Here is a 26125-nt window from a genome sequence, read left to right on the forward strand (position 1 = left end):
GGAACCGCTCTTGCACTCACGGTAGACCTGCGCGCACGCGCGCGGGCGGTCAGGCGGGTCGGTCCGGCTGGGGGAGATGCGGCGGCGGACGGGCCCCGCGAGCGCGAGCGGCCTCGAGGGCGTGGCCCCGCGGGAGACGAGCAGAAGTCGCGCGGGGACGACGGAGGGCGGGGCGCGTGTCGCGCCCCGCCCTCGTGAGGTGGCTCGGGAGGCTCAGGCCTCCTGGCGAGCGTTGGGGTCGCCGATCGCGGACCCCTTGAACTGGCTCTCGTAGAGCGCGTGGTAGACGCCGCGGCGCTCGAGGAGCTCGGCGTGCGTGCCCTGCTCGACGATCGCCCCGTGCTCCATGACGAGGATCGTGTGCGCGTCACGGATGGTCGAGAGGCGGTGCGCGATGACGAACGACGTGCGGTCGGACCGCAGCGCCGCCATCGCGTGCTGCACGAGCAGCTCGGTGCGCGTGTCGACCGACGACGTCGCCTCGTCGAGGATGAGCAGCGACGGCTGAGCGATGAACGCGCGCGCGATCGTGATGAGCTGGCGCTCGCCCGCCGACACGCTCCCGCCTTCCGCGTCGATCACAGTGTCGTAGCCGTCGGGGAGCTGCCGCACGAAGCGGTCGACCATCGTCGCCTTCGCCGCCTCGACGACCTCCTCGTCGGTCGCGTCCAGGCGGCCGTAGCGGATGTTCTCCCGGATGGTGCCCTCGAACAGCCACGCGTCCTGGAGCACCATGCCCGTGCGGCCGCGCAGCTCGTCGCGCGAGAGGTCGCGGATGTCGACGCCGTCGACCAGGATCCGACCGCCGCCGAGCTCGTAGAAGCGCATGACGAGGTTGACGAGCGTCGTCTTGCCCGCGCCCGTGTGCCCGACGATCGCGACCGTCTGCCCCGGCTCGACCGTGAAGGACAGGCCTTCGATGAGCGGCTCCTCCGGGTCGTAGCTGAAGGACACGTCCTCGAAGACGACGCGGCCGTTCGCGGTCTCGGGGAGCGTGGCACGCACGTCCTCCGGCTCCTGCTCGTCGGCGTCGAGCAGCTCGAACGTGCGCTCCGCGGAGGCGACGCCGGACTGCAGCATGTTGGCGATCGACGCCATCTCGCTCACGGGCTGCGTGAACTCGCGCGAGTACTGGATGAACGCCGTCGCGTCGCCGAGCGTGATGCTGCCGGAGGCGACCCGCAGCCCGCCCGCCACCGCGACGAGCACGTACGACAGGTAGGAGATGAAGGTCATCGCGGGCATGATCATCCCGGAGACGAACTGCGCCCCGAACGACGCGGAGAACAGCTTGTCGTTGCGGTTGTCGAACTCCTCGAGCATCTCCTCGCCGCGGCCGTACGCCCGGATGAGCTCGAGGCCCGAGTAGGACTCCTCGACGTGCCCGTTGAGCGCGCCGGTGTTCTTCCACTGCGCGGCGAAGAGCTTCTGGGACCGCACGCCGATCACACCCGCGACGATGCCCGAGAGCGGCAGCGCCACGAGCGCGATGAGCGCGAGCTGCCAGGAGACGACGAACATCATCACCGTGATGCCGAGGACGGTCATGAGCGACGAGACGAGCTGGGAGAACGCCTGCTGCAGGGCCGCCTGGATGTTGTCGACGTCGTTCGTCACGCGGGACATGAGGTCCCCGCGCTGGCGCGTGTCGAAGTAGCTCAGCGGGAGCCGGTTGAGCTTGCGCTCGATGTCCTCGCGGAGCCGGAACACGACGCGCATGACGAGGCGGTTGAGCAGGAACCCGTTCGCCCACATGAGCACGGACGCGACGACGTACATCCCGAGCACGAGGACGATCAGCTCGGCGAGCCGGCTGAAGTCGATGCCCTGTCCGGGGATCACGTCGGTCGCGGCGAGCATGTCGGCCTGGCGGGCCTCCCCGGCGGCGCGGAGCTCCTCGACGAGGACGTCCTTCGGCACGCCCGCGGGCAAGGACTTCCCGAGGAAGCCGTTGAAGATGACGTCCATCGCGCGACCGAGGATGCGCGGCGCGATCACGGTGAGCACGACGGACGCGACGACGAGCACCATGACGACGCTCATGAGGAACTTCTCGGGGGCGAGGAGCCCGACGAGCCGCTTGGCGGACGGCCAGAAGTGCTTGGCCTTCTTGGCGGGCGGCCCGTCGCCGAACATGCCGCCGTCGGCCTCGCCGGGCTGGAACTCGATCTCGTCCTGGACTGCGACGTCCTCGTCAGCCATCAGGCCACCTCCTCCGCGCTCATCTGGGACTCGACGATCTCGCGGTACGTCTCGTTGCTCTCGAGGAGCTGTTCGTGGGTGCCGGTGCCGACAACCTTGCCGCCGTCGAGGACGACGATCTGGTCGGCGGACCGGATCGTGGCGATGCGCTGCGCGACGATGATCACGGTCGTGCCGGTGTCCGCGGTCGCCTCGGCGAGCGACTCCCGGAGCCGGGCGTCGGTCGTGACGTCGAGCGCGGAGAACGAGTCGTCGAACAGCAGGACGCGCGGCCTGCCGACGAGCGCTCGCGCGATGCAGAGCCGCTGACGCTGCCCGCCGGAGACGTTCGTGCCGCCCTGGGCGACGTTCTCGTCGAGCACGTCCGACTTCTCACGGACGAAGTCCTCGGCCTGGGCGACGCGGAGCGCCTCCCACAGCTCGTCCTCCGTCGCGTCGGGCTTGCCGAAGCGGAGGTTCGAGGCGATCGTCCCCGAGAACAGGTAGGGCTTCTGCGGGACGTAGCCGATGAGCGTCGCGAGCTGTTCGCGGGACAGGTCCTGGACCGGGGTGCCGCCGATCGCGACGGTGCCCGACTGTGCGTCGAACAGGCGCGGGACCAGCGAGAGCAGCGTCGACTTGCCGGAACCGGTGGACCCGACGATCGCCGTCGTGCGGCCCTGCGGGGCGACGAACGACACGTGGTCGAGCACCGGCAGCTCGGCGCCGGGATAGCCGAAGGTCACGTCGCGCAGCTCGACCTCCCCGCTCGACGGGGTGGGGGCGCTGCCGGTCGCGACGACCATCGTCGGGTCCGTGCCGAGGAGCTCCTGGACGCGCTCGGCGGAGACCGCGGCGCGCGGGATCATCATGACCATGAAGACGCCCATCATGACGGCGACCAGGATCTGCAGCAGGTACTGGAGGAACGCCGTCAGCGCGCCGACCTCGATCAGACCCGAGTCGACGCGGTGGCCGCCGAACCACAGCACCGCGGCCGTCGCGAGGTGCAGGATCATCATGATCACGGGGAACATCAGGACGAACAGGTTGCCGACGCGCACCGAGACGTCCGTGAGCCTGAGGTTCGCCTCGCGGTACCGCTCGGACTCGAAGCCCTCCCGCACGAAGGCACGGATGACGCGGATGCCGACGATCTGCTCGCGCAGCACCCCGTTGATCCCGTCGATGCGCTCCTGCATCACGCGGAACAGCGGGAGCAGCTTGACGACGAGAGCCGTGACGACGACGAACAGGAGCGGCACGGACACCCACACGAGCCAGGAGAGGCCCGGATCCTCGCGCAGCGCCATGACGATCCCACCGGCGCACATGATGGGCGTCGAGACCATGAAGTTGAGCGTCATCAGCACGAGCATCTGCACCTGCTGGACGTCGTTCGTGTTGCGCGTGATGAGGGTCGCGGTGCCGAACCGGCTCACGTCGAGCGTCCCGAGCGAGTCGACCTTGCGGAAGACGTCGCGGCGCATGTCGCGGCCCACGGCCATCGCGGCGCGCGCGCCGAAGTAGATGCCGGCGATCGCGGCGGCGACCTGCAGCAGGCAGACGAGGAGCATGCGCACTCCCGTCGACCAGATGAAGTCGGTGTCGCCCTGAGCGACGCCCTGGTCGATGATCCGCGCGTTGAGGCTCGGCAGGTAGAGCGACGCGATCGTCGCGATCGACTGGAGCACGACGACGGCCGCGACCCAGGCTTTGTAGGGGCGCAGGTACGCCAGCGTGAGACGGAGCAGGGACACGAGGGGCCTCCGACGGGTGCGGGTGGGCTTTTCAAGCGGCATGGAAAGGCTACCTACGAGCGTGTCACGACCGCCTGACATTTATCCCGGGCCCAGGTCTCGGCCTGGGTTGTTCGCCCCGGTGCGGACAGGCGGACCACGCCGGAGGCAGGGGAGCGCTCGGTGCGCGTCAGACCCAGCCGGGCAGCCACATGTGCGAGCGCCAGAACCACGTCGGCACGGGCATCGCGGTCCAGATCGGGTAGAAGTACAGCGAGACCACGCCGATCGCGACCGCGACCCAGACGGCCGTGCGCCGCACGGTGACCCGGCGCGACGGTCGGCCCTCGGACCACTCCCACGCGACCACGAAGACGTACGTGAGCGCGAGGTACACGAACGGCGCGAAGGCGATCGAGTAGAAGGTGAAGATCGTGCGGTGCGCGTAGCCGAGCCACGGCACCCAGCCGGCGACGAGGCCGACGAGCACCGCCGTCGCGCGCCAGTCCTTCCGGCGCACGAGGAGGACGACCGTCGCGGCGACGGCGAGCGCGCCGAGCCACCACACGAGGGGGTTGCCGAGCGACGTGATCGCCTGCGTGCACTCGTCCCAGCCGCACGTGCCCCCCGAAGGGATCGCCTCGCCGCGGACCTGGTCCTCGTAGTAGAAGGACGTCGGCCGCCACTGCACGATCCAGCCGAGCGGGTGGGCCTGGTACGGGTGGGGCGACGTGAGCCCGTTGTGGAAGTCCCACATCCGCGAGTGGTACTCGAGCAACGAGCGCCAGCTCTCGGGGAGCCACTGGACGCCCTGCCCGGGGTTGTCCTGCGCCCAGTGGCGCATGTAGGACGACGGGCTGCGGAACCAGCCGGCCCAGGAGGCGAGGTAGGTCGCGACCGCGATCGGCACCATCGTCAGCGCGGCCGGGATCGCGTCCCGGAGGAGCGTGCCGATCGGCCAGCCCGTCACGCCGACGGCGCGGCGCGCCGACGCGTCCCACAGGACGACGAGGACGCAGTACGCCGCGAGGAAGTACATGCCGGACCACTTGGTCCCGATGCACAGGCCGAGGGCGAGCGCGGCCGCGAGCCGGTACCAGCGCACGCCCAGCCACGGGCCGTACCGGCCCAACGGCTGGTTCGCGTCGAGCAGCGCCGCCGCCCGCGCGGCGAGCCGCCGCCGCGAGTCGAAGCGGTCCGCGACGATCAGCGCGAACGCCACGACCGCCCAGAACATCACGAAGCTGTCGAGCAGGCCCGTGCGCGCGTGCACGATGCCCACGCCGTCGACCGCGAACAGACCGCCGGCGACGACGCCGGCGAGCGTCGAGGAGAAGAGGCGGCGCGCGACGCGCGCGACCAGGAACACCGCGACCACGCCGACGACCGCGGTCGCCAGCCGCCACGCCCACGGGTTCTGCGAGCCGCCGATGCGCAGGCCGAGCGCGATCATCCACTTGCCGATCGGCGGGTGGACGACGTAGTCGGCCTTGTCGAGCCAGATGTCCTGGTCGCCCGCCTCGAACAGGGCGTTCGGGTCCTCGGGCCACTCGGCGTCGAAGCCCGCGACGAGGAGCGTGTACCCCTGCTTGACGTAGTACGTCTCGTCGAAGACGAGCGTCCCCGGCCGGCCGAGGTGCCAGAAGCGCAGCACGGCCGCGACGACCGCGACGAGGGCCGGGCCGAGCCAGCCCCACAGCCGGTCGGACGCCGTCGTGCCGAGGCGCAGCGCGCGCTCGCCGAGGAGGACGGCGAGGAGCCGCTCGTGCGTGGACCGGGGATCCTCCGGCGCGTCAGGGACGGGGTCCCACGCGGGGGAAGGGGCGGCTGCGCTCACGGACGCCATCGTAGGGGAGGGGCCGACGCCGTGGCAGGCTTGGCGCATGACCGGTTCCCTCGTCCTCGCGGCCACCCCGATCGGCGACGTCGAGGACGCCTCGCCGCGGCTGCGCCGCCTCCTCGTCGAGGCGGAGGTCGTCGCGGCCGAGGACACGCGCAGGCTGCTCGCCCTCGCGGCGCGCCTCGACCTCAGGGTCGCGGGCCGGATCGTCAGCTATCACGAGCACAACGAGACGGCGCGCGCGGACGAGCTGCTCGACGTCGTCGAGGGCGGCGGCACCGTGCTCGTCGTGACGGACGCCGGGATGCCGACCGTCTCGGACCCGGGCTACCGCGTCGTCACGCGCGCGGTCGAGCGCGGGCTGCGCGTCACCGCCGCGCCCGGCCCGTCCGCGGTGCTCACCGCGCTCGCGGTCTCGGGCCTCGCGACGGACCGCTTCTGCTTCGAGGGCTTCGCGCCGCGCAAGCCCGGCGAGCGTGCCCGGACGTTCGGCGCGCTCGCGGACGAGCGCCGCACGATGGTGTTCTTCGAGTCGCCGCACCGCGTGCACGACACGCTCGCCGCGATGGCCGAGGCCTTCGGCGCGGACCGTCCGGCCGCCGTCTGCCGAGAGCTGACCAAGACCTACGAAGAGGTGCTGCGCGGCACGCTCGCCGAGCTCGCCGCACGCGCGGGCGAGGAGCAGCTGCGCGGGGAGATCTCGATCGTCGTCGCGGGAGCGCAGGAGCAGGCGCCGCCCTCGGTCGAGGACCTCGTGCCCGCCGTGCTCACGCAGGTCGACGCCGGCACGCGCCTCAAGGAGGCCGTCGCTGCGGTCGCGCAGCGCGCCGGGGTGCCCAAGCGCGACCTCTACGAGGCAGTCCTCGCCGGTCGCGCCCGCTGACGGCGCCGGTCGCGCCCGTCGCGCGGCGGGACCAGACTGGGAACGAACCGTACAGGCCGGCGGGAGGAGCAGGGGTCATGCCGTTGTCAGGTTCGATCGCGGGCGGCACGGGGCGCCCGCTCGGGTACTGGGTCAAGCTCGTCGACTCCCTCCTCGAGGAGTCCATGAGCGCCGACGCGGACGAGTGGGGCGGTCTCTCGCGGCGCCACTGGCAGGTGTTCTCCGTGATCCGGGACGGGGCGAGCAGCACCGCGCAGGTCGACGCCGTCCTCGCGCCGTTCGTGCACGCACCGGGCGGCACGGGCACGACCTCCCTGCTGGTCGACGACCTGCGCCACCGCGGCTGGGTCGCCGGTCACGAGCACGTCGAGGGTGCGCCCGACGACGTCGGCACGCTCGCCGTGACGGTCGCGGGCGAGGCCGCGTACGAGGAGCTGCAGGCGGTCATCACCCGACGTCGCGAGCTTGCCGGCGAGGGCATCGCCGCCCGCGACTACGAGGTCACGGTCGCGACGCTCGAGCGGGTCGCGCGCAACCTCGGCTGGCAGGGGGACGCCCGGTGACGGACCGCGCCGCCCGACGCGGCGTCCCGAAGCGTGTGCGCGTCACCGTCGCGGTCGTCGCAGCGCTCGCCGCGGTCGGCTTCCTCGTGGCCGCGCTCGCGGGCGCGTTCGACGACGACGCCCCGCGTGTTCCTGCGGTGCCCATGCCCGGGGGAGCGGCGTCGTCGGCCCCCGCCGACGACGACGAGACCGACGAGCCGGGCGACGCGACCCCGACGCCCGAGCCGTTGCCGTCCCGCTCGACCGCGACAGCCGCGGACGTCGAGGTCGTCGCGTCGGGCCTCGACGTGCCGTGGGGCGTCGCGGCCCTGCCGGGCGGCGACCTGCTCGTCTCCCTGCGCGACTCCGCGCGCCTCGTGCGCGTCGCGCCCGACGGCGAGCGGACGCGGGTCGACGGACCGGGCGCGGACGAGCTGCGCGAGACGACGGTGCCCGACGGCGAGGGCGGCCTCCTGGGCGTCGCGGTCGCCGGGACCTTCGCGACGGACGGCTACGTGTACGTCTACCGCACGGGCGAGGAGGACAACGCGATCGTGCGGGGCGTGCTCGAGGGCACGACCCTCGGGCGGCTCGAGACGGTCCTCGACGGCATCCCGAAGGCGCGCACGCACGACGGCGGCGCGCTCGCGTTCGGCCCCGACGGCCGCCTCTACGCGGGCACGGGCGACGCGACGGAGCCCGCGAACGCACAGGACCTCGACAGCCTCGCGGGCAAGATCCTCAGGCTCGAGCCCGACGGCTCGGTGCCCGCCGACAACCCGCTGCCCGGGTCGCCCGTGTGGACTTCGGGCCACCGCAACGTGCAGGGCCTCGGCTGGGACGAGGACGGTCGCATGTACGCGTCCGAGCTGGGCCAGGACGCGTTCGACGAGCTCAACGAGATCGTCGCGGGCGCGAGCTACGGCTGGCCCGACATCGAGGGCACGGGAGGCGAGGCCGAGGGCTTCGTCGACCCGCTCGTCACGTGGAGCACGGACGAGGCGTCGCCGAGCGGGATCGCGGTGACCCGCGACGGCGTCTACGTGGCCGCCCTGCGTGGCCAGCGCGTGTGGCGCGTCGACCTCGGCACGCTCGTGCGTGGCGAGCCCGCGACGCCGACGGTCCTGCTGGACGGCGTCGGCCGCGTCCGCAACGTCGTCGCGCTGCCGGACGGGCACCTGCTCGTCGTCACGGGCAGCACCGACGGCCGCGGCGACCCTGCGGACGACGACGACCGGCTGCTGCGGGTGCGCCTCCAGGTGACCGACGTGCCGTGACCCGTCCGCCGTCGTGCCGGCCGCGCCTCGCTGCGCGGGACGCCGTCCCGGCCGGTGCCTGCCGGGTTCTAGGATGACGCCATGGCGCAGACCAAGTCCTTCTACCTGACCACGCCGATCTACTACGTCAACGACGCCCCCCACATCGGGCACGCGTACACGACGGTCGCGGCGGACGTCCTCACCCGTTGGCACCGCCAGCGCCAGGAGAGCGTCTGGTTCCTCACCGGGACCGACGAGCACGGTCAGAAGGTCATGAACACCGCCGAGGCCAACGGCGTCACCCCGCAGGAGTGGGCCGACCGCCTCGTCGAGAGCGCCTGGAAGCCCGTCCTCGAGACGCTCGACGCGCGCAACGACGACTTCATCCGCACGACGCAGGAGCGGCACGTCGACCGCGTGCAGTCGTTCATCCAGCGCCTGTTCGACGCCGGTGAGATCTACGAGGGCAAGTACGAGGGCTACTACTGCGTCGGCTGCGAGGAGTTCAAGCTCGAGGGCGAGGTCCTCGACGGTGAGGGCGACTACGCGGGCCAGAAGGTCTGCCCGATCCACTCGCGCCCGGTGGAGTGGCTCGAGGAGGACAACTACTTCTTCCGGATGAGCGCCTACACGGACAGGCTGCTCGCCCTCTACGAGGAGCACCCCGAGTTCGTCCAGCCCGCGTCCGCGCGCAACGAGGTGATCTCGTTCGTCAAGAGCGGCATGAAGGACCTGTCGATCTCCCGCAACACGTTCGACTGGGGCATCCCGATCCCGTGGGACTCCTCGCACGTGCTGTACGTGTGGTTCGACGCGCTGCTCAACTACGCGACCGCCGTCGGTCTCGGCGACACCGAGGGTGAGGGCGCCGAGCGTTTCGCGCAGGTGTGGCCGCCGAACGTGCACCTCGTCGGCAAGGACATCCTGCGCTTCCACGCCGTCATCTGGCCCGCGATGCTCATGGCCGCCGGCCTGCCGCTGCCCACGACCGTGTTCGCGCACGGCTGGCTGCTCGTCGGCGGGGAGAAGATGAGCAAGTCGAAGCTCACGGGCATCGCGCCGAGCCAGATCATCGACCACTTCGGCTCGGACGCGTTCCGCTACTACTTCATGCGCGCGATCTCGTTCGGCTCCGACGGCTCGTTCTCGTGGGAGGACATGTCCGCGCGCTACGCGGGCGACCTCGCCAACGGCTTGGGCAACCTCGCCTCGCGCGTCGCCGCGATGGTCGGCAAGTACTTCGGCGGGGTGCTGCCCGAGGCGGGCGAGCCGACGCAGCTCGAGACCGACCTCGCGGCCGTCGCCGCGAAGGCCACCGCCGACGCCGACGCCGCGATCGACCGCATCGCGCCGCACGAGGCGATCAGCGCGATCTGGACGCTCGTCGACGCCGCGAACCACTACATCACCGACACCGAGCCGTGGAAGGTCGCGAAGGACGAGTCGCAGACCGGACAGGGTGGCCGCCTCGCGACGATCCTCGTGACCGCCGCCGAGGCGCTGCGCTCGCTCGCCGTGCTGCTGCACCCGGTCATCCCGCAGGCGACCGAGCGGCTCTGGGAGTCGCTCGGCGCCGAGGAGCGGCTCGGCGCGCTCGACGCGCAGCCCGTGAGCGGTGCCGGGACGTTCGGCGTGCTCGCCGCCGGCACCACGATCACCAAGGGCGCGGTGCTCTTCCCGCGTCTCGAGGACCCCGAGGTCTGAGTGGGGCGTCGTCGGGAGCGGGACCGCAGCTGGCCGCAGGACCCGGAGCCGCTCGGCGTCCAGGTCGTCGACAACCACACGCACCTCGACTCGATCCACCACGTCCTCGACGGGTCGCAGCCGGTACCGACGGTCGCGGAGCACGTCGCGCGTGCGGCGTCGGTCGGCGTCACGCGCATGGTCCAGGTCGGTTGCGACCTGCCCGCCGCTCGCGAGACGGTCGCGATGCTCGACGAGCACCGCGCGCTGCTCGGTGCGGTCGCGCTGCACCCGAACGAGGCGCCCCTGCATGCGGGTATCCGCGAAGTCGCCCCGGACGGGCTCGACCCGCAGCCGCGCGAGCATCACGCGGTTCCGCTCGACGACGCGCTCGCGCAGGTCGCCGACCTCGCGCGTCACGAGCGTGTCCGCGCGATCGGCGAGACCGGCCTGGACTTCTTCCGGGGCGGCGAGCGGGCGCGCGAGGTGCAGCGCGAGTCGTTCCGGGCGCACGTCGCGCTCGCGAAGGAGCTCGGTCTCGCGCTGCAGATCCACGACCGCGACGCGCACCAGGACGTGATCGAGCTGCTCGAGGCGGACGGCGCGCCCGACCGCACGGTGTTCCACTGCTTCTCGGGCGACGCCGAGATGGCGCGCGTGTGCGCTTCGCACGGCTGGTACCTGTCCTTCGCGGGCCCCGTCACGTACCCGGCGAACGAGCACCTGCGCGAGGCGCTGCGTGCGGTGCCGCTCTCTCTCGTCATGGTCGAGACGGACGCCCCGTACCTGACGCCGCACCCCGTGCGCGGCCGCCCGAACGCCCCCTATCTCCTCCCGCACACGGTCCGCGGGATGGCCGCGGCTCTCGACCTCCCGGTGCAGGACGTCGCCCGCGCGACGGCCGAGACAGCCGTCCGCGTCTACGGCGAGTGGTGACCTGAGCAGGCCGACGCTCAAGTTGTCCGGGTTTGTGGCGATAGGTGTCTCGAGGGCCTCAGGTCGTGTGTTGCCCTGACCGCGGGACCCGGGGTTGAATCGTCGGGACGTCCCCGCCGACCCGGCGGGAGCTGCCGCCGCGCGAGCACCGAGAGGAGAGCGACGAACGTGCCACTTGCCCCACGCCGCGCCCGGCGCGCCCGTCGCGCCCGCAGCAGCGGAGCCGGCCTCAAGGTCGTCGCGCAGGCAGGCGTGCTCACGTTCGTCGTCGGCGGGTCGGTCGCCTTCGCGCAAGCATCCGCCGAGGCTCCCGAGCCCACGAGCGCTGCGACCGTCGCGGCCGTCGCCGACCTGACCGAGCGCTCGCGCGAGGTCGCCTCACGCTCGTCCGCCCGCACCCAGAACCTCACGGTCGTGCTGCGCGGCGAGAAGACCGCCGTCAGCACGGCCGCCGCGACCGTGGGTGCCGCGCTCACCGAGCTCGGCGTCGTCCTCGCGGACGACGAGGCCGTGTCGGTCGACCCGACGACCCCTGTCGCCGAGGGCATGGAGGTCGTCGTCGACACGGTCGAGCGCACGACCGTCACCGAGGTCGAGGTCGTCGAGCACGACTCCCAGGAGAAGCCCGACGACGCGCTCGTCGAGGGCACCAAGATCGTCGAGACGTCGGGCCGCGACGGTCGGTCGTCCGTCACCTACATCGTCGAGAAGGTCGGGGGCGCCGTCGTCTCCCGCACGCCCGTGACGAGCGTCGTCGAGTCCGAGGTGCGCGACGAGGTCGTGCGCGTCGGCACCCTCAAGCTTCCCGACGCCGGTGCGAAGGTCCTCAGCCCGTCGCAGGCCCGCGCGCTCGCCAAGTCGATGGTCGCCGACCGCGGCTGGGACGGCGAGCAGTTCGCGTGCCTCGACAAGCTCTGGACCAAGGAGAGCAACTGGCGCGTGACCGCAGCGAACTCGAGCTCGGGCGCGTACGGCATCCCGCAGGCGTACCCCGGCTCGAAGATGGGCTCGGTCGCGGCGGACTGGCGCACGAACGCCAAGACGCAGATCACGTGGGGCCTCGGGTACGTCTCCGGCCGGTACGGCACGCCGTGCGCCGCCTGGAACCACTCGCAGGCGCGCGGCTGGTACTGAGCCCTTGTCGCGTTCTGCCCGTCCGCTCGTCTCGGGTGCCATCGTCCTGGGCGTCTGCGCCCTGACCGTCGGCGGCCTCAAGCTCGTCGCGCCCCTCGGCGACGTCGCGTGGGGGGACCCGCCGCCCGTCGTCGTCGCCGACGGAGCCGAGCTGCTGGGCGCCGACGCGGTCGAGCGCACCGACGGCGCGGTATCCCGCGGCGAGGTGCGCGAGGGGGCGCCCGTCCCCGTGACCGTCTCGCTCGACGGCGACGAGCTCGAGGTCACGACGACCGCGACGACCGTGTCCGACCTCCTCGTCGCGCAGGGCGTCGTCCTCGACGGGTACGCGACCTCGCACGACCTCGACGCGCCGGTCCAGCCCGGCATGCGCGTCGTCGTCGCGAGGGTCGAGTGGGACGACGAGACCCTCGAGACGGAGGTGCCCTTCGAGACGGTCGAGGTCGAGGACCCGACGCTCCCCGAGGGGCAGCGCGTCGTGCGCACCGCCGGCCGTCCCGGGTCCGCCGTGACGACGTTCCTCGTCTCCCGGATCGACGGCGTCGAGGTGTCCCGCAGCGAGGTCGTCTCGCTCGTCGCGACCGCACCGGTCGACGAGGTCGTCCGCGTGGGCACCGGCACGTCGCCCACGCCGACCTCCGCGCCGACCCGCACGCCGTCTGCGCCGACCGCACCGACGCAGGCGCCGACCACCGAGGCCGGGCCCGCTGCCGACCCGGACCCCGCGGGGGAGCCGGAGCCCGACCCGAAGCCCGAGACAGCGCCAGACCCGAAGCCTGACCCGAAGCCGACGAGCCCTCCGACGGACGCCCCCGCGGGCACGCCCGGGACCACCCCGGCGAGCGCCAAGGAGCTCGCACGCGGCATGGCCGCCGACCGCGGCTGGACCGGCAAGGAGTACTCCTGCCTCGTCAGCCTGTGGCAGAAGGAGAGCGGCTGGCGCTACCAGGCCGCCAACCCGAGCAGCACGGCACGCGGCATCCCGCAGGCGATCATGAGCATCCACTTCGGCGCTGGCTGGCGGGAGAGCGCCGCCGCGGCGCGCTACCTCTCGACCCCGAGCGTGCAGATCGCGTGGGGCCTGAGCTACATCGCGAACCGCTACGACGCCCCGTGCGACGCCTGGGCGCACTCGCAGGCGAAGAACTGGTACTGAGACGATCGTCACCGTACCGGTGATCTGCGCGGACGCCACGAAGTCGGCGTGGTCGGGACCTTCAGGGGTTGGCGCATGATCACGAATCGGTTACGTTGGAGCGTCCTCACGTCGTGGACAGGGCCCGCGCAGCGCGCAGGCCACGCACTCGAGATGCTGCCGAAGACACGGCAGCGACCGCGGCGCAGGACCCGGGACGAGGCCCACGGGCCACCCGGAACGGCCGGATCAGCAGCCGACCGTCGAGACGCGTGCGCGTGGCGCACCGGACGTCGCCCCCCACACAGAAGCCCTCACGAGGGAACGCCTGTGCTGTGACGTCCGCCCTCGGGGCATCGACGGCCGCGCTCCTGTGCCCGGGGAGCTCGACGTCTGGAACCTGATGCACAACCCCTACCTCCGGTCCGCCGACGCGGCCGACGCCCCGACCGCCCCCCTGCAGGTCGTCGACACCCCTCCCGCGATGCGCTCGCGCCGACGCAACCGACGCCGTGGAGCGGCGCTCGTCGTCGGCGTCGCAGCCCTCGCGGTCGTAGGTGCGGGAGCCGCCGTCGCGAGCGACGCTCACAAGAGCGTCACGCTCGACATCGACGGTGACGTCACGAAGGTCAGCACCTGGAGCGGCTCCGTGGCCGGCGTCCTCGCCGAGCAGGGCCTCACGGTGGGCGAGCACGACATCGTCGCCCCGACGCCCGAGGCAGCCCTCAACGAGGGCACCCAGGTCACCGTGCGCATCGCACGCCAGGTCACCGTCTCCGACGGTGACACCGAGAGCACCGTCTGGGCGACCGGCACGGACGCCGGCGAGGTCCTCGACACCCTCGCCGCCCGCGGCGAGGACGTCCACCTCGTCGCCTCGCGCTCGTCCGAGCGCACCGCCCTCCCCGTCGAGCTCCCGTCCGACGAGGCCGTCAACGTCGTCGACGCCGGCGAGGTCATCCCGCTCGCCGCGGGCCCGTCGAACGTCGACGAGGCGCTCGACGCTGCCGGGGTCACCCTCGGCGAGCTCGACACCGTCGCGGTCGACGTCCGTGACGACGACGGCAGCGAGCTCGAGCCCGGCGTCGTCGGCACCGTGTCCGTCGTCGTGACGCGCCACGCCGTCGAGGAGCGCACCAAGGTCACGAAGATCGAGCACAAGACCAAGACCGTCGAGGACTCCTCGCGCTACGAGGACCTGCCCGTCGTCGTCCGCACCGCGGGCAAGGACGGCAAGCGCACCCGCACGTACGAGGTCACGCTCGTCGACGGCGAGGTCGTCGACAAGGTCAAGACGTCCGACGAGGTCACCAAGAAGCCCGTGACCGAGGTCCGCGTCAAGGGCACGAAGGAGCGGCCGGCCCCCAAGGCTGCGAAGTCCTCCGGCAGCACGTCCACGAAGTCGCAGGGCAAGGCGCCGTCGTCCGGCGTCTGGGCCAAGCTCGCCGCGTGCGAGTCCGGTGGTCGCCCGAACGCCGTCTCGGCGAGCGGCGCCTACCACGGCCTGTACCAGTTCTCCGTCGCCACGTGGCGCTCGGTCGGCGGCAGCGGCCTGCCGTCGCAGGCGTCCGCCGCGGAGCAGACGAAGCGCGCCAAGATGCTCCAGGCCCGCTCGGGCTGGGGCCAGTGGCCGCACTGCTCGGCGAAGCTCGGCCTGCGATGAGCAGGCTCGACCTCGGCCGGGGCCGCACGGGAGACCGTGCGGCCCCGGCCTTTTCCGTGCCGTCGCGGTTCCGCGTAGGCTCGTGCCCATGACCGAGACTCCTGCCGCGCTGCTCGGCCCGGCGCAGATCAGGGCCCTCGCGGAGCGTCTCGGCGTCCGCCCCACCAAGACGCTCGGGCAGAACTTCGTGCACGACGGCGGCACGGTCCGCAAGATCGTCCGCGCGGCTGGCGTGCAGGCGGGGGAGCGGGTCGTCGAGATCGGGCCCGGCCTCGGTTCGCTCACGCTCGGCCTGCTCGAGACGGGTGCGTCGGTCGTCGCGGTCGAGATCGATCCCGTGCTCGCGGCCGAGCTCCCGGCGACGGTCGCGGCGCACCAGCCTGACGCTGTCGACCGTTTCGAGCTCGTCCTCCAGGACGCGATGACCGTCACCGAGCTGCCCGGGCCGCCGCCCGTCGCCCTCGTCGCCAACCTGCCGTACAACGTGTCGGTGCCGGTGCTGCTGACGTTCCTCGAGCGTTTCGACTCTCTCGAGCGCGTGCTCGTCATGGTCCAGGCGGAGGTCGCGGACCGCCTGGCGGCGCCGCCCGGTTCGCGGACCTACGGGGTGCCGTCCGTGAAGGCCGCCTGGTACTGCAGCGCGCACCGTGCCGCGACGGTCGGTCGCACGGTGTTCTGGCCGGTGCCGAACGTCGACTCGGCCCTCGTGTCGATGACGCGGCGCGAGCCCCCGACGACGCGTGCGTCGCGCGTCGAGGTGTTCGCGGTGGTCGACGCCGCGTTCGCGCAGCGCCGCAAGACGCTCCGTTCGGCCCTCGCCGCCGTGACCGGGGACGCGGTCCGCACCGAGGAGGCGATCCGCGCCGCGGGCGTCGACCCGACCGCGCGCGGCGAGCGTCTCGACGTCGCGGACTTCGCTCGGGTGACCGAGCAGCTGATCGAGCACGGGCTGAGCGTCGCGGGGCCGCGCGAGAGGCAGCGGTGACCGGGCGCGGGGGCTTGCGCGCGGCCGACGAGCCGGGCAGCACGGCTCCTCTCGCCCCCGGGCGGCCCGTCGTGGTGCGGGCACCGGGGAAGGTGAACCTCGCGCTCCAGGTGAGCCCGCTCGGCGCGGACGGCTACCACCGCGTCCTGTCGGTGTTCCAGGCGGTGTCCCTCGTCGAAGAGGTCGAGGCGAGCCCGGCCGACGGGCTGTCGCTCACGGTGACGGGGCCGCAGGCGGACGCCGTCCCCGCGGACGAGACCAACATCGCGTGGCGCGCCGCCGTGCTCGTCGCGGAGCGCGCCGGGGTGGACCCCGACGTGCACCTGCACCTGCGCAAGGGCGTCCCGGTCGCAGGCGGCATGGCGGGAGGCTCGGCCGACGGCGCCGCGGCGCTCGTCGCGTGCGACGCGCTGTGGGGCGCGGGCCTGAGCCGGGACGAGCTGCACGAGCTCGCGGGCGAGCTCGGTTCTGACGTGCCGTTCGCGCTGCTCGGGCACACGGCGGTCGGGACGGGACGCGGTCACCTCGTGACGCCGGCGATGACGCGCGGCGAGTTCTGCTGGGCGTTCGGGCTCCGCATCGACGGCATGTCGACCGCTGGGGTCTACTCGACGTTCGACGACCTGCAGCGGGCGGGGACGCTCGCCGACTCGTTCGACGAGGAGCCGTCGACCGCGATGATGCACGCGCTGAGGGCGGGTGACGCGCACGCGCTCGGCGCGTGCCTGCGCAACGATCTCGAGCCGGCCGCGCTCGAGATGGCACCCGGGCTCGGCGAGACGATGGAGGTCGCTCGCTCTGCCGGCGCGCTCGGCGTCGTGGTGTCGGGCTCGGGGCCGACGGTCGCGGCGCTCGCGCGCTCGCGCCAGCACGCTCTTGCGATCGCGGCCGCGATGACGGCCGCCGACGTGGTCGACGACGTCGCGACGGCGGTCGGGAACGTCCCGGGCGCGCGGGTCGTCTCCCAGCCCGCCTGACGCGCCCTTCCGCATCGACAGATCGCCTGCCTGCACACGTGCGGTGTGCCCATGGGCGATCGGTAACGCGGGGTGGGGAGAGAGCGGTCGCGTGGGTGGGCGTCCCGGCTCGGGCGGTGCCGCCCGACGCGTCAGTCGACGAGCTCTGAGAGCTCGAGCCAGCGGGCCTCGAGCTCCTCGATCTCGGCTTCGAGGGCGCGCAGCTTCTCGGTGTGCACCGCGAGGCCGGTGAAGTCGCTCTGGTCGTGCTTCGCCATCGTCGCGTGCACCTGCTCGACCTGGCTCGCGAGCTTCGTCAGGCGGCGGTCGATCGCGCCGATCTCCTTCGTCACGGCGCGCAGCTCGGCGCCCGAGAGCCCGGAGCCCGAGTCCTCGGTCGGGGTGCCGGACGGGGCTGCACCGCGGGCCCGCGCCGCGTCCTGCGCCTTGCGCAGCTCGAGGTACTCGTCGACGCCGCCGGGCAGGTGGCGCAGGCGACCGTCGATCACCGCGTACTGCTGGTCGGTGACGCGCTCGAGCAGGTAGCGGTCGTGCGAGACGACGAGCAGGCAGCCGGGCCACGAGTCGAGGAGGTCCTCGATCGCGGCGAGCATGTCGGTGTCCATGTCGTTCGTCGGCTCGTCGAGCACGAGGACGTTGGGCTCGTCGAGCAGGATGAGCAGGAGCTGCAGGCGCCGCCGCTGCCCGCCGGACAGGTCCTTGACGGGGGTCGAGAGCTGGGCGTTCGTGAAGCCGAGACGCTCGAGCAGCTGGCCCGGCGTCATCTCCTTGCCGCCCGCCATGTACGTCGTGCGCTTCGTCGCGACGACGTCGCTCACGCGGTCCTCCCACACGTCCGCAAGCTCGGCGAGCTCCTGCGTGAGGGTCGCGAACTTGACCGTCTTGCCGTGCTTGACGCGGCCCGACGTCGGCGAGAGCTCCCCTGTGACGAGCTTGAGGAGGGTCGACTTGCCCGCCCCGTTGACGCCGAGCAGCCCGGTGCGCTCACCGGGCGCGATGCGCCACTCGACGCCCTCGAGGACGGGGGTGTCGCCGTACGCGAAGCCCGCGTCGACCAGGTCGACGACGTCCTTGCCGAGGCGCGACGTCGCCATCCGTGCGAGCTCGACCGAGTCGCGGACCGGAGGCTCGTTCGCGATGAGCTGGTTGGCGGCCTCGATGCGGAACTTGGGCTTCGACGTGCGCGCGGGTGCGCCGCGACGCAGCCACGCGAGCTCCTTGCGCATGAGGTTCTGGCGCTTGGCCTCGGACGCGGCAGCCATGCGGTCGCGCTCGACGCGCTGCAGGACGTACGCCGCGTAGCCGCCCTCGAACGGCTCGACGATGCCGTCGTGGACCTCCCACGTCGTCGTGCAGACCTCGTCGAGGAACCAGCGGTCGTGCGTGACGACGAGCAGCCCGCCCGCGTTCGCGCTCCAGCGGCGCTTGAGGTGGGCGGCGAGCCAGGTGATGCCCTCGACGTCGAGGTGGTTCGTGGGCTCGTCGAGGAACAGGACGTCGTCGTCGCCCGTGAGCAGCGCGGCGAGAGCGACGCGACGGCGCTGACCACCCGACAGGTCGCCGACGCGACCGTCCCAGGGCAGGTCGCCGAGCAGGCCGGAGATGACGTCGCGGACCTTCGCGTCGCCCGCCCACTCGTGCTCGGGCGTGTCGCCGACGACAGCGCGGCCGATCGTGAGGTCGGGGTCGAGCGTGTCGGACTGGTCGAGCATGCCGATCGTCACGCCGCCGCGGACGGTCACACGCCCGGAGTCGGGGGTCGCGACACCGGCGAGGAGGCGCATGAGTGTCGACTTCCCGTCGCCGTTGCGACCCACGATGCCGATGCGGTCGCCCTCGTCGACGCCGAGGCTGACGGACTCGAGGACCGTGCGGTGGGGGAAGGCGATGCGCAGGTTCTCTGCGCCCAGGAGATGAGCCACCCCGGTAGCCTACGTGGCTCGCGCGGGCCCCTCGGCGTCGTCGAAATGCGCCAGGACGACGCGCAGGAGGGTCGCGAGCTGGGCGCGTCCTGCGGGGTCGAGGTCGCTCAGGAGCTCGTTCTCCTCGGCGAGGAGGGCGGCGAAGGCGGAGTCCACGAGGGCGAGGCCGTCGGCGGTGAGGCGCACGATGACACCCCGGCGGTCCTCGGCGGAGCGGTGGCGCTCGACGAGACCGCGGGCCTCGAGGCGGTCGATGCGGTTGGTCATGGTCCCGCTCGTCACGAGCGTCTGCTGGATGAGCGCGCCGGGGGAGAGCTGGTAGGGCGCACCGGCCCGGCGGAGGGCGACGAGGACGTCGAACTCCCAGTGCTCGAGGCGGTGAGCGGCGAAGACACCGCGGCGGGCACGGTCGAGGTGGCGCGTGAGGCGCGCGACGCGCGAGAGGACCTCGAGCGGCCCCACGTCGAGGTCGGGGCGCTCGCGGTTCCAGGCGGCGACGATGCGGTCGACCTCGTCCGAGCGCGTGGCGCGCGTCGTGCTCGTGGCGCTGCCAGGCACCTCGGCGCGGTCGAGGTCGCGCGCGCGGGTCTCGCGTGGGGCGTCCATCCGGACAGATTACCTTGACGTCGAGATATCTCCGAGACTGTCGCGGCCGGTCGTGAGATCCTGGTGTCCATCTACCGGGATGCCCGTCCTAGCCCTTAGTCCCAGGGAATGTGACGTAGCCCTCAGTAACGTCTTGGTCAACGGCGAGTCAGCCCCGTGGTCGGGGCTGGAGCCGGACAACCGAGCGCGCACGCCTCCGAGGCCACGCTCGGCGCGACCAAGGAGGACGTAGTGAAGGACTTTCTGGACCAGGTGACCCTGCCGCCCGCGGTGGAGGCAGCCCTGAGGGCGTGCACGAACATCACGGTGCCGGCGACGCGCGCCGAGCTGTTCGCGATGTCCATGGGACCCGACGCGAACGCGGACACGTTCGACGTCGTGTTCCAGGTCCCCGGGAACGGTCTCGTCAAGGAGGCGGACGTCGTCCGCTGCACCAACGGCATCGCCGTGAACTACCCCGAGGACTACATGCGGCGCCGCGACCCGGACTGCATGCGCATCGCGGACGACCGCCCGACCGACAAGCCGCGCTTCCGCGACGTCTACGGGCACGACTTCGCGTCGACCAAGCAGGAGACGCTCGACTGGCTCTCCCAGCAGGACCTCATCGTGGTTCCCTTCAAGGCCGGCGGCCTCACCTACGGCTCGCCCTCGCTCGCGATCGTCCCCGCCAACTGCGCGTTCTTCGCGACCGCGCTCGTCGACCTCCAGGGCTTCGTCACGTTCGAGGAGCTCGGCGAGTTCACGCCGCGCTCGATCATGTACGCCGCCCCGCCGTTCCGGCACACGCACTTCGCCGGCCGCCAGGTCGTCGTCCACGACCGCACCGAGACGCTCCACGAGATCTACGCCTACAACCTCTACCCGGGGCCGTCCGCGAAGAAGGGCGTCTTCTCCGCGCTCCTCGACATCGGCGAGCAGGAGGGCTGGATCACCGCGCACGCGTCGTCCGTCCTCGTGACGACGCCGTACGAGAACGAGACCGTCATCATGCACGAGGGCGCCTCGGGCGGCGGCAAGTCCGAGATGTGCCAGGACATCCGCCGTCAGCCCGACGGCCGCATCCTGCTCGGCACGAACGTCGTGACCAACGAGCCGTACTACATCACTCTCAACGAGTCGTCGCACCTGGCGCCCGTCACGGACGACATGACGCTGTGCCACAAGGACCTGCAGCCCGGTGACGGCAAGCTCGTCGTGGCCGACGCCGAGGACGGCTGGTTCGTCCGCGTCGACAACCTGCAGTCCTACGGCGAGGACCCGCACTTCGAGAAGGCGTGCATCCAGCCCGACACGCCGCTCGTGTTCTTCAACATCCACGGCGTCCCGAACGCGACGTGCCTCCCGTGGGAGCACGAGCTCGACTCCAACGGCAAGCGCTGCCCCAACCCGCGCGTCGTCATCCCGCGTCGCATGATCAAGGACGTCGTCTCCAAGCCGATGGCGATCGACGTCCGCACGTTCGGCGTGCGCATGCCAGCCGCGACCCGCTTCGACGCGACCTACGGGATCATGGGCATGATGCACGTCGTGCCGCCGGCGCTCGCCTGGCTGTGGCGCCTCATCGCGCCGCGCGGCGACAAGAACCCGTCGATCGGCGAGTCCAAGTCGCAGACGGACAAGCTCAAGCACGGCGGCATGGTCGCCGAGGGTGTCGGCTCGTACTGGCCCTTCTCGACCGGCACGAAGGTCGCCGCGGCGAACCTCCTGCTGCGCCAGCTCGTCGAGGCCGACCGCACCCGCTACGTACTGACCCCGAACCAGCACATCGGTGCCTACAAGGTCGGGTTCGGCGCCGAGTGGCTCACCCGCGAGTACCTGGCGCGTCGCGGGGGCGGCCGCATCAACCCGGACAACCTCACGCCCGCGCGCTGCCCGCTGTTCGGCTACGCGCTCAAGGAGGTCAAGATCGACGGCCAGCTCATCCGGCCGACGTTCCTCCAGCCCGAGTTCCAGTCGCAGGTCGGCACCGACGCGTACGACGCCGGCGCGAAGATCCTCACGGACTTCTTCAAGAGCGAGCTCGTGCAGTTCCTCACCGACGACCTCGACCCGCTGGGCCGCCAGATCATCGAGGTGTGCCTGCGCGACGGGTCGCTCGACGACTACCTGGCGCTCACGCCCCTGTACGTCTGATCGACCCGGTCGTGCGCGCCGCGATCGCGCACGACCGGCACGGCTGTCCCGTCGCAGGGCCCCGCGCGAGCGGGTCGGCGGGCGACGCAGGCCGGGCAGGTCTCACGACCTGCCCGGCCTGACGTGCGTCAGCCCGGGTACTCCTCGACGAGGCGCGGGTCCTTCTCCATCCCGGCGAGACCGTTCCACGCCAGGTTGACGAGGTGCGCGGCGACCTCGTCCTTGCGCAGGTTGCGCGCGTCGAGCCAGTGCTGGCCCGTCAGCGCGACCATGCCGACGAGCATCTGCGCGTACACGGGCGAGGACCGCGGGTCGAGCCCTCGCTTCTTGAACTGCGCGCCGAGCAGGTGCTCGACCTGCATCGCGACGTCACCGATGAGGCTCGAGAACGTGCCCGTCGCCTGCGCGACGGGGGAGTCCCGCACGAGGACGCGGAAGCCGTCCTCGTTCTTCTCGATGTAGTCGAGCAGCGCCATGGCGGTGCGCTCGACGAGGAGCTTCGGGTGCCCGCCCGCCTCGAGCGCGCTCGTGAGCGCGCTCGTGAGCGCCTCGACCTCCCGGTCGACGACGACCGCGTACACGCCCTCCTTGCCGCCGAAGTGCTCGTAGACGACAGGCTTCGAGACGTTCGCGCGCGTCGCGATCTCCTCGATGCTCGTCCCGTCGAAGCCCTTCTCGGCGAAGAGCTTCCGGCTCACGGCGAGCAGCTGCTCGCGGCGCTCCTTGGCAGACATGCGGGCGCGAGGCTGCTTCTTCTCGGTGGACACGTCCCCATCATGCCGGTCACGGCCCCGGAACGGGGCAGGTGGCCGGACCTGGCAGACTAGACGGGTCGGTGGCCTGGGCCGCCGGTCCGCCCTGGTGTAACGGCAGCACGCCGGCCTTTGGAGCCGTGCAGTTCAGGTTCGAATCCTGAGGGCGGAGCCGATCGTCCGCGCGGGCAGAGGCGGGGCAACGGTAGAGTGGCGAGGCACGAGCCCGATGCGGTGAGTGCGACACCCTGACCCCACGCGACCGGAGTCCATGTGACCACCGCTGTGAGCAATGCACGTCCCGCCGCCGTCGTCGTCCTGGCTGCAGGCCAGGGCACGCGGATGCGCTCCGCCACCCCCAAGGTCCTCCACGCCCTCGCCGGGCGCACCATCCTCGGCCACGCCCTCGCCGCGGCGACCTCGCTCGACCCCGAGCGGGTCGCCGTCGTCGTCCGGCACGAGCGCGAGGCCGTCGCGGCCGAGGCTCTCGCCCGCGTCCCCGGCGCGCTCGTCGTCGACCAGGACGAGATCCCCGGCACGGGCCGCGCCGTCCAGTGCGCGCTCGCGTCGCTCGACGCCGCCGTCCAGGCGGCCGCGGCCGCGACGGGCGAGCTCGAGCCCGGCGCCGCCGGCCCGCTCGGCGTCGACGGTCCCGTCGTCGTCCTCGCGGGCGACGCCCCGCTGATCGACGCCGAGACGCTCGCCGACCTGCTCACGCAGCACACCTCCGGCCAGCACGCCGTGACGGTCCTCACGGCCGTCGTCGACGACGCGACCGGCTACGGCCGGATCCTGCGCGACGCCGACGGTGACGTCGCCGGGATCGTCGAGCACAAGGACGCGACGGACGAGCAGCGCGAGGTCCGCGAGATCAACTCGTCGATGTACGTGTTCGACGCCGCGGTGCTGCGCTCCGCGCTCGGGCGCCTCGGCCAGGACAACGCTCAGGGCGAGGTCTACCTCACCGACGTCCTCGCGATCGCGAAGGCCGACGGCGGCCGTGTGCGCGCCGTGCAGGCCGGGTCCGCGATGACCGTCGAGGGCGTCAACGACCGCGCCCAGCTCGCCGTCCTGCGCGCCGAGCTCAACCGCCGTGTCCTCGAGCGCCACATGCTCGCGGGCGTGACGATCGTCGACCCGGGCACCACGTGGGTCGACGTCGACGTCGAGATCGGCCAGGACGCGACGATCCTCCCCGGGACGCAGCTCCTCGGTGCGACGACGATCGGCTCCGGCTCGACGATCGGCCCCGACACGACCCTCCAGGACGTCGAGGTCGGCGAGCACGCGACGATCGTGCGCACCCACGGGTCGCTGTCGCAGATCGCCGACGGCGCCTCGGTCGGACCGTTCGCCTACCTCCGCCCCGGCACGCGCCTCGGCACGGACGGCAAGATCGGCACGTTCGTCGAGACGAAGAACGCCTCGATCGGCGAGGGCTCCAAGGTGCCGCACCTGACCTACGTCGGCGACGCCACGATCGGCGAGCACACCAACATCGGCGCGGGCTCGATCTTCGTCAACTACGACGGCGTCAACAAGCACCGCACGACCGTCGGCGCCTACGCGCGCACGGGTGCGAACAACAAGTTCGTCGCCCCGGTCTCGATCGGCGACGGCGCCTACACGGGCGCCGGCGCGGTCATCCTCCAGGACGTCCCGCCGGGCGCGCTCGCGGTCTCGAACGCCCCGCAGCGCACGATCGACGGCTGGGTCGCCCGCCGTCGTCCGGGGACTGAGTCCGCCCAGGCCGCCGAGCTCGCCCTCGCCGCCCAGGACGAGACCGCGACGCTCGCGCCCCAGGCGCGGCACGAGCGCCTCCAGGCGGCCACGCCCGGAGAACCCCTGACTCCCCGCAGCGACCACACCCCTCACGAAGGAGACAGCGCACGATGACCGGGATCATCTCCCACGCCGACGAGAAGAGGCTCGTGCTCGTCTCAGGTCGGGCCCACCCCGACCTCGCGCGGGACGTCGCCGCCGAGCTCGACATCGACCTCGTGCACACGACCGCCTACGACTTCGCGAACGGCGAGATCTACGTGCGCTACGCGGAGAGCGTGCGCGGAGCGGACGTCTTCGTGCTGCAGAGCCACACCGCTCCGATCAACCAGTGGATCATGGAGCAGCTCATCATGGTCGACGCGCTCAAGCGTGCGTCCGCCAAGACGATCACGGTCGTCCAGCCGTTCTACGGCTATGCCCGTCAGGACAAGAAGCACAAGGGCCGCGAGCCGATCTCGGCGCGCCTCATGGCGGACCTGTTCAAGACCGCGGGTGCAGACCGCCTGATGAGCGTCGACCTGCACACGTCGCAGACCCAGGGTTTCTTCGACGGCCCCGTCGACCACCTGTGGGCGATGCCCCTGCTCATCGACTACGTCCGGACGCGGGTCGACGTCTCGAACGTCACCGTCGTCTCGCCCGACGCCGGCCGCATCCGTGTCGCAGAGCACTGGGCGTCCAAGCTGGGCGGGGGCCCGCTCGCGTTCGTCCACAAGACGCGCGACACGAGCCGCCCGAACCAGGCCGTCGCCAACCGCGTCGTCGGTGACGTCGTCGGCCGCACCTGCGTTCTCGTCGACGACCTGATCGACACCGGCGGCACGATCGCCGGTGCCGTCCGCGTCGTCCTCGACGCGGGCGCGAAGGACGTCATCGTCGCGGCGACGCACGGTGTTCTCTCCGACCCGGCCGCGCAGCGGCTCTCGGAGTCCGGCGCCCGCGAGGTCGTCGTGACCGACACCCTCCCGATCGTCCCCGAGAAGCGGTTCCCGCAGCTGACGATCCTGTCGATCGCGCCGCTCATCGCGCGCGCGATCCGCGAGGTCTTCGACGACGGCTCCGTCACGAGCCTCTTCGACGGCAACGCCTGACCTGACCCGTGCACCGCGCCGCGCCCGGAGGGGTGCGGCGCGGTGTACGATGGACAGGTTGCCTCGGCGAGGGACGCAGGACGGGCTCCGCAGGAGCCTCCCGAAGAACCGCCACGCTGTGAAGCGTGGGTGCAGGACGGGACCGGTCTGACCGGTGTGGCTGTCGCTCCGTGATCGACTGGGCGGTCGCACGCGCGCGTCCGTCATGTGCCCCGCGCCGATGCACCGCCTGCCGGGCGTCTCCCACTGCGTCCGGTCCGCACTCTTCTCAGGAGCAGTTCCGTGTCTGACATCAAGCTCACCGCAACCCTGCGCACCGACTTCGGCAAGGGCGCAGCGCGCCGTACGCGCCGCGAGGGCCTCATCCCCGCCGTCCTCTACGGGCACGGCACCGACCCGCTGCACGTGTCCCTCCCGGGCCACGAGACGTTCCTCGCGCTCAAGCACTCGAACGCTCTCTTCACGATCGACGTCGAGGGCGACGAGAAGCTCGCGATCGTCCGCGACGTCCAGCGCGACCCGGTCCGCCAGGTCATCGAGCACGTCGACCTCCTCCTCGTGAAGAAGGGCGAGAAGGTCAACGTCGAGGTCAACATCGTCGTCGTCGGCGACGCTGCCCCCGGCACGATGCACGTCACCGAGCGCCAGACGCTCGAGATCAGCGCCGACGCGACCGACCTGCCCGAGTCGCTCGAGGTCGACATCACCGGCCTCGAGGCTGGCGCCGTCGTCCGCGCCGCCGACGTCAAGCTCCCGGCCGGTGCCGAGCTCCTCACCGACGCCGAGTCGGACATCGTCCTCGTCTCCGAGGTCCGCAGCGAGGCCGCCGAGTCCGCCGAGGAGGCGACCGAGGAGGCCTGAGCCTCTTACGACGCA

20 protein-coding genes and 1 tRNA gene are annotated in these 26125 nt (G+C 72.1%); 15 read left to right on the forward strand and 6 right to left on the reverse strand.

Going from position 1 to position 26125, the window contains the following annotated elements; translation table 11 throughout:
- Positions 1-213 precede the first annotated feature (213 nt).
- From ATL41_RS11085 to ATL41_RS11095, 3 genes are all read right to left on the reverse strand, one after another.
- A complete protein-coding gene (locus ATL41_RS11085; RefSeq protein WP_245854783.1) occupies positions 214-2202 on the reverse strand; it encodes an ABC transporter ATP-binding protein in 1989 nt (662 codons plus the stop codon).
- On the reverse strand, positions 2202-3941 hold the full coding sequence (locus tag ATL41_RS11090) for an ABC transporter ATP-binding protein (protein ID WP_098458524.1): 1740 nt from the start codon (positions 3939-3941) through the stop codon (positions 2202-2204). Before ATL41_RS11090 ends, ATL41_RS11085 begins: the two co-directional genes overlap by 1 nt.
- A gap of 169 nt (positions 3942-4110) precedes the next feature.
- Positions 4111-5766 carry a dolichyl-phosphate-mannose--protein mannosyltransferase gene (locus tag ATL41_RS11095; protein ID WP_245854925.1) on the reverse strand — a complete coding sequence of 552 codons (1656 nt, stop codon included), beginning with the start codon at positions 5764-5766 and terminating at the stop codon, positions 4111-4113.
- Positions 5767-5803: 37 nt separating this feature from the next.
- Here ATL41_RS11095 and rsmI point away from each other — a divergent pair, with 37 nt between their 5' ends.
- From rsmI to ATL41_RS11145, 10 genes are all read left to right on the forward strand, one after another.
- A complete protein-coding gene (gene rsmI, locus ATL41_RS11100; protein ID WP_098458526.1) occupies positions 5804-6643 on the forward strand; it encodes a 16S rRNA (cytidine(1402)-2'-O)-methyltransferase in 840 nt (279 codons plus the stop codon).
- Positions 6644-6720: 77 nt separating this feature from the next.
- Positions 6721-7206 carry a hypothetical protein gene (locus ATL41_RS11105; RefSeq protein WP_098458527.1) on the forward strand — a complete coding sequence of 162 codons (486 nt, stop codon included), beginning with the start codon at positions 6721-6723 and terminating at the stop codon, positions 7204-7206.
- Complete coding sequence (locus ATL41_RS11110; protein ID WP_245854785.1) at positions 7203-8462, forward strand: PQQ-dependent sugar dehydrogenase; 1260 nt, start codon at positions 7203-7205, stop codon at positions 8460-8462. The genes ATL41_RS11105 and ATL41_RS11110 overlap by 4 nt, the downstream gene beginning before the upstream one ends.
- An 81-nt stretch (positions 8463-8543) precedes the next feature.
- The gene (gene metG, locus ATL41_RS11115; protein WP_098458528.1) at positions 8544-10148 is read left to right on the forward strand and encodes a methionine--tRNA ligase; all 1605 of its coding nucleotides are present in this window, start codon (positions 8544-8546) and stop codon (positions 10146-10148) included.
- Positions 10149-11063 (forward strand): TatD family hydrolase, encoded by a 915-nt coding sequence (locus ATL41_RS11120; RefSeq protein ID WP_098458529.1) that lies wholly within the window; start codon positions 10149-10151, stop codon positions 11061-11063. It begins immediately after the preceding gene.
- Between the two features lie 168 nt (positions 11064-11231).
- Positions 11232-12197, forward strand: a complete 966-nt coding sequence (locus tag ATL41_RS11125; RefSeq protein ID WP_143556615.1) for an aggregation-promoting factor C-terminal-like domain-containing protein — start codon at positions 11232-11234, stop codon at positions 12195-12197.
- 4 nt (positions 12198-12201) lie between these two features.
- Positions 12202-13353 carry a resuscitation-promoting factor gene (locus tag ATL41_RS11130; RefSeq protein ID WP_098458531.1) on the forward strand — a complete coding sequence of 384 codons (1152 nt, stop codon included), beginning with the start codon at positions 12202-12204 and terminating at the stop codon, positions 13351-13353.
- A 382-nt stretch (positions 13354-13735) separates the two neighbouring features.
- Entirely contained in the window at positions 13736-14995 is a 1260-nt protein-coding gene (locus ATL41_RS11135; RefSeq protein WP_143556616.1) for a resuscitation-promoting factor, read from the forward strand.
- An 88-nt stretch (positions 14996-15083) separates the two neighbouring features.
- Positions 15084-15980 (forward strand): 16S rRNA (adenine(1518)-N(6)/adenine(1519)-N(6))-dimethyltransferase RsmA, encoded by an 897-nt coding sequence (gene rsmA / locus ATL41_RS11140; protein ID WP_098458533.1) that lies wholly within the window; start codon positions 15084-15086, stop codon positions 15978-15980.
- Complete coding sequence (locus ATL41_RS11145; RefSeq protein ID WP_425432674.1) at positions 15977-16957, forward strand: 4-(cytidine 5'-diphospho)-2-C-methyl-D-erythritol kinase; 981 nt, start codon at positions 15977-15979, stop codon at positions 16955-16957. Before rsmA ends, ATL41_RS11145 begins: the two co-directional genes overlap by 4 nt.
- A gap of 131 nt (positions 16958-17088) precedes the next feature.
- On the opposite strand, the gene ATL41_RS11150 is transcribed toward ATL41_RS11145, so the two are convergent.
- Together ATL41_RS11150 and ATL41_RS11155 are read right to left on the reverse strand one after the other, a co-directional pair.
- Positions 17089-18879 carry an ABC-F family ATP-binding cassette domain-containing protein gene (locus ATL41_RS11150; protein ID WP_098458534.1) on the reverse strand — a complete coding sequence of 597 codons (1791 nt, stop codon included), beginning with the start codon at positions 18877-18879 and terminating at the stop codon, positions 17089-17091.
- 9 nt (positions 18880-18888) lie between these two features.
- The gene (locus ATL41_RS11155; RefSeq protein WP_098458535.1) at positions 18889-19485 is read right to left on the reverse strand and encodes a MarR family winged helix-turn-helix transcriptional regulator; all 597 of its coding nucleotides are present in this window, start codon (positions 19483-19485) and stop codon (positions 18889-18891) included.
- Between the two features lie 231 nt (positions 19486-19716).
- Here ATL41_RS11155 and ATL41_RS11160 point away from each other — a divergent pair, with 231 nt between their 5' ends.
- The gene (locus ATL41_RS11160) at positions 19717-21621 is read left to right on the forward strand and encodes a DUF4914 family protein (protein ID WP_098458536.1); all 1905 of its coding nucleotides are present in this window, start codon (positions 19717-19719) and stop codon (positions 21619-21621) included.
- A gap of 128 nt (positions 21622-21749) precedes the next feature.
- Here the strand turns inward: ATL41_RS11160 and ATL41_RS11165 are convergent, their stop codons facing one another.
- Positions 21750-22355, reverse strand: coding sequence for a TetR/AcrR family transcriptional regulator (locus ATL41_RS11165; protein WP_098459071.1), 606 nt, complete (start codon positions 22353-22355; stop codon positions 21750-21752).
- Positions 22356-22473: 118 nt separating this feature from the next.
- Between ATL41_RS11165 and ATL41_RS11170 the strand changes: the two genes are divergently transcribed.
- The 4 genes from ATL41_RS11170 (at position 22474) to ATL41_RS11185 (ending at position 26110) form a co-directional block, all read left to right on the forward strand.
- Positions 22474-22545 (forward strand) — tRNA-Gln (locus tag ATL41_RS11170).
- A 113-nt stretch (positions 22546-22658) separates the two neighbouring features.
- Positions 22659-24269: a bifunctional UDP-N-acetylglucosamine diphosphorylase/glucosamine-1-phosphate N-acetyltransferase GlmU gene (gene glmU / locus ATL41_RS11175; RefSeq protein ID WP_098458537.1), complete on the forward strand. Its 1611-nt coding sequence runs from the start codon at positions 22659-22661 to the stop codon at positions 24267-24269.
- Entirely contained in the window at positions 24266-25249 is a 984-nt protein-coding gene (locus tag ATL41_RS11180; RefSeq protein ID WP_098458538.1) for a ribose-phosphate diphosphokinase, read from the forward strand. Before glmU ends, ATL41_RS11180 begins: the two co-directional genes overlap by 4 nt.
- Positions 25250-25531: 282 nt before the next feature.
- The gene (locus ATL41_RS11185) at positions 25532-26110 is read left to right on the forward strand and encodes a 50S ribosomal protein L25/general stress protein Ctc (RefSeq protein ID WP_098458539.1); all 579 of its coding nucleotides are present in this window, start codon (positions 25532-25534) and stop codon (positions 26108-26110) included.
- Positions 26111-26125: the final 15 nt, after the last annotated feature.

Origin of the sequence: Flavimobilis soli, from assembly GCF_002564025.1 — a bacterium.
GTDB lineage: Bacteria > Actinomycetota > Actinomycetes > Actinomycetales > Cellulomonadaceae > Flavimobilis > Flavimobilis soli.

Coding starts and splice junctions, on each gene's coding strand:
- ATL41_RS11085 (WP_245854783.1), bottom strand. CDS start 2,202: ATGGCTGACGAGGACGTCGCAGTCCAGGACGAGATCGAGTTCCAGCCC.
- ATL41_RS11095 (WP_245854925.1), bottom strand. CDS start 5,766: ATGGCGTCCGTGAGCGCAGCCGCCCCTTCCCCCGCGTGGGACCCCGTC.
- rsmI (WP_098458526.1), top strand. CDS start 5,804: ATGACCGGTTCCCTCGTCCTCGCGGCCACCCCGATCGGCGACGTCGAG.
- ATL41_RS11105 (WP_098458527.1), top strand. CDS start 6,721: ATGCCGTTGTCAGGTTCGATCGCGGGCGGCACGGGGCGCCCGCTCGGG.
- metG (WP_098458528.1), top strand. CDS start 8,544: ATGGCGCAGACCAAGTCCTTCTACCTGACCACGCCGATCTACTACGTC.
- ATL41_RS11135 (WP_143556616.1), top strand. CDS start 13,736: ATGCACAACCCCTACCTCCGGTCCGCCGACGCGGCCGACGCCCCGACC.
- rsmA (WP_098458533.1), top strand. CDS start 15,084: ATGACCGAGACTCCTGCCGCGCTGCTCGGCCCGGCGCAGATCAGGGCC.
- ATL41_RS11155 (WP_098458535.1), bottom strand. CDS start 19,485: ATGGACGCCCCACGCGAGACCCGCGCGCGCGACCTCGACCGCGCCGAG.
- ATL41_RS11165 (WP_098459071.1), bottom strand. CDS start 22,355: ATGTCTGCCAAGGAGCGCCGCGAGCAGCTGCTCGCCGTGAGCCGGAAG.
- ATL41_RS11180 (WP_098458538.1), top strand. CDS start 24,266: ATGACCGGGATCATCTCCCACGCCGACGAGAAGAGGCTCGTGCTCGTC.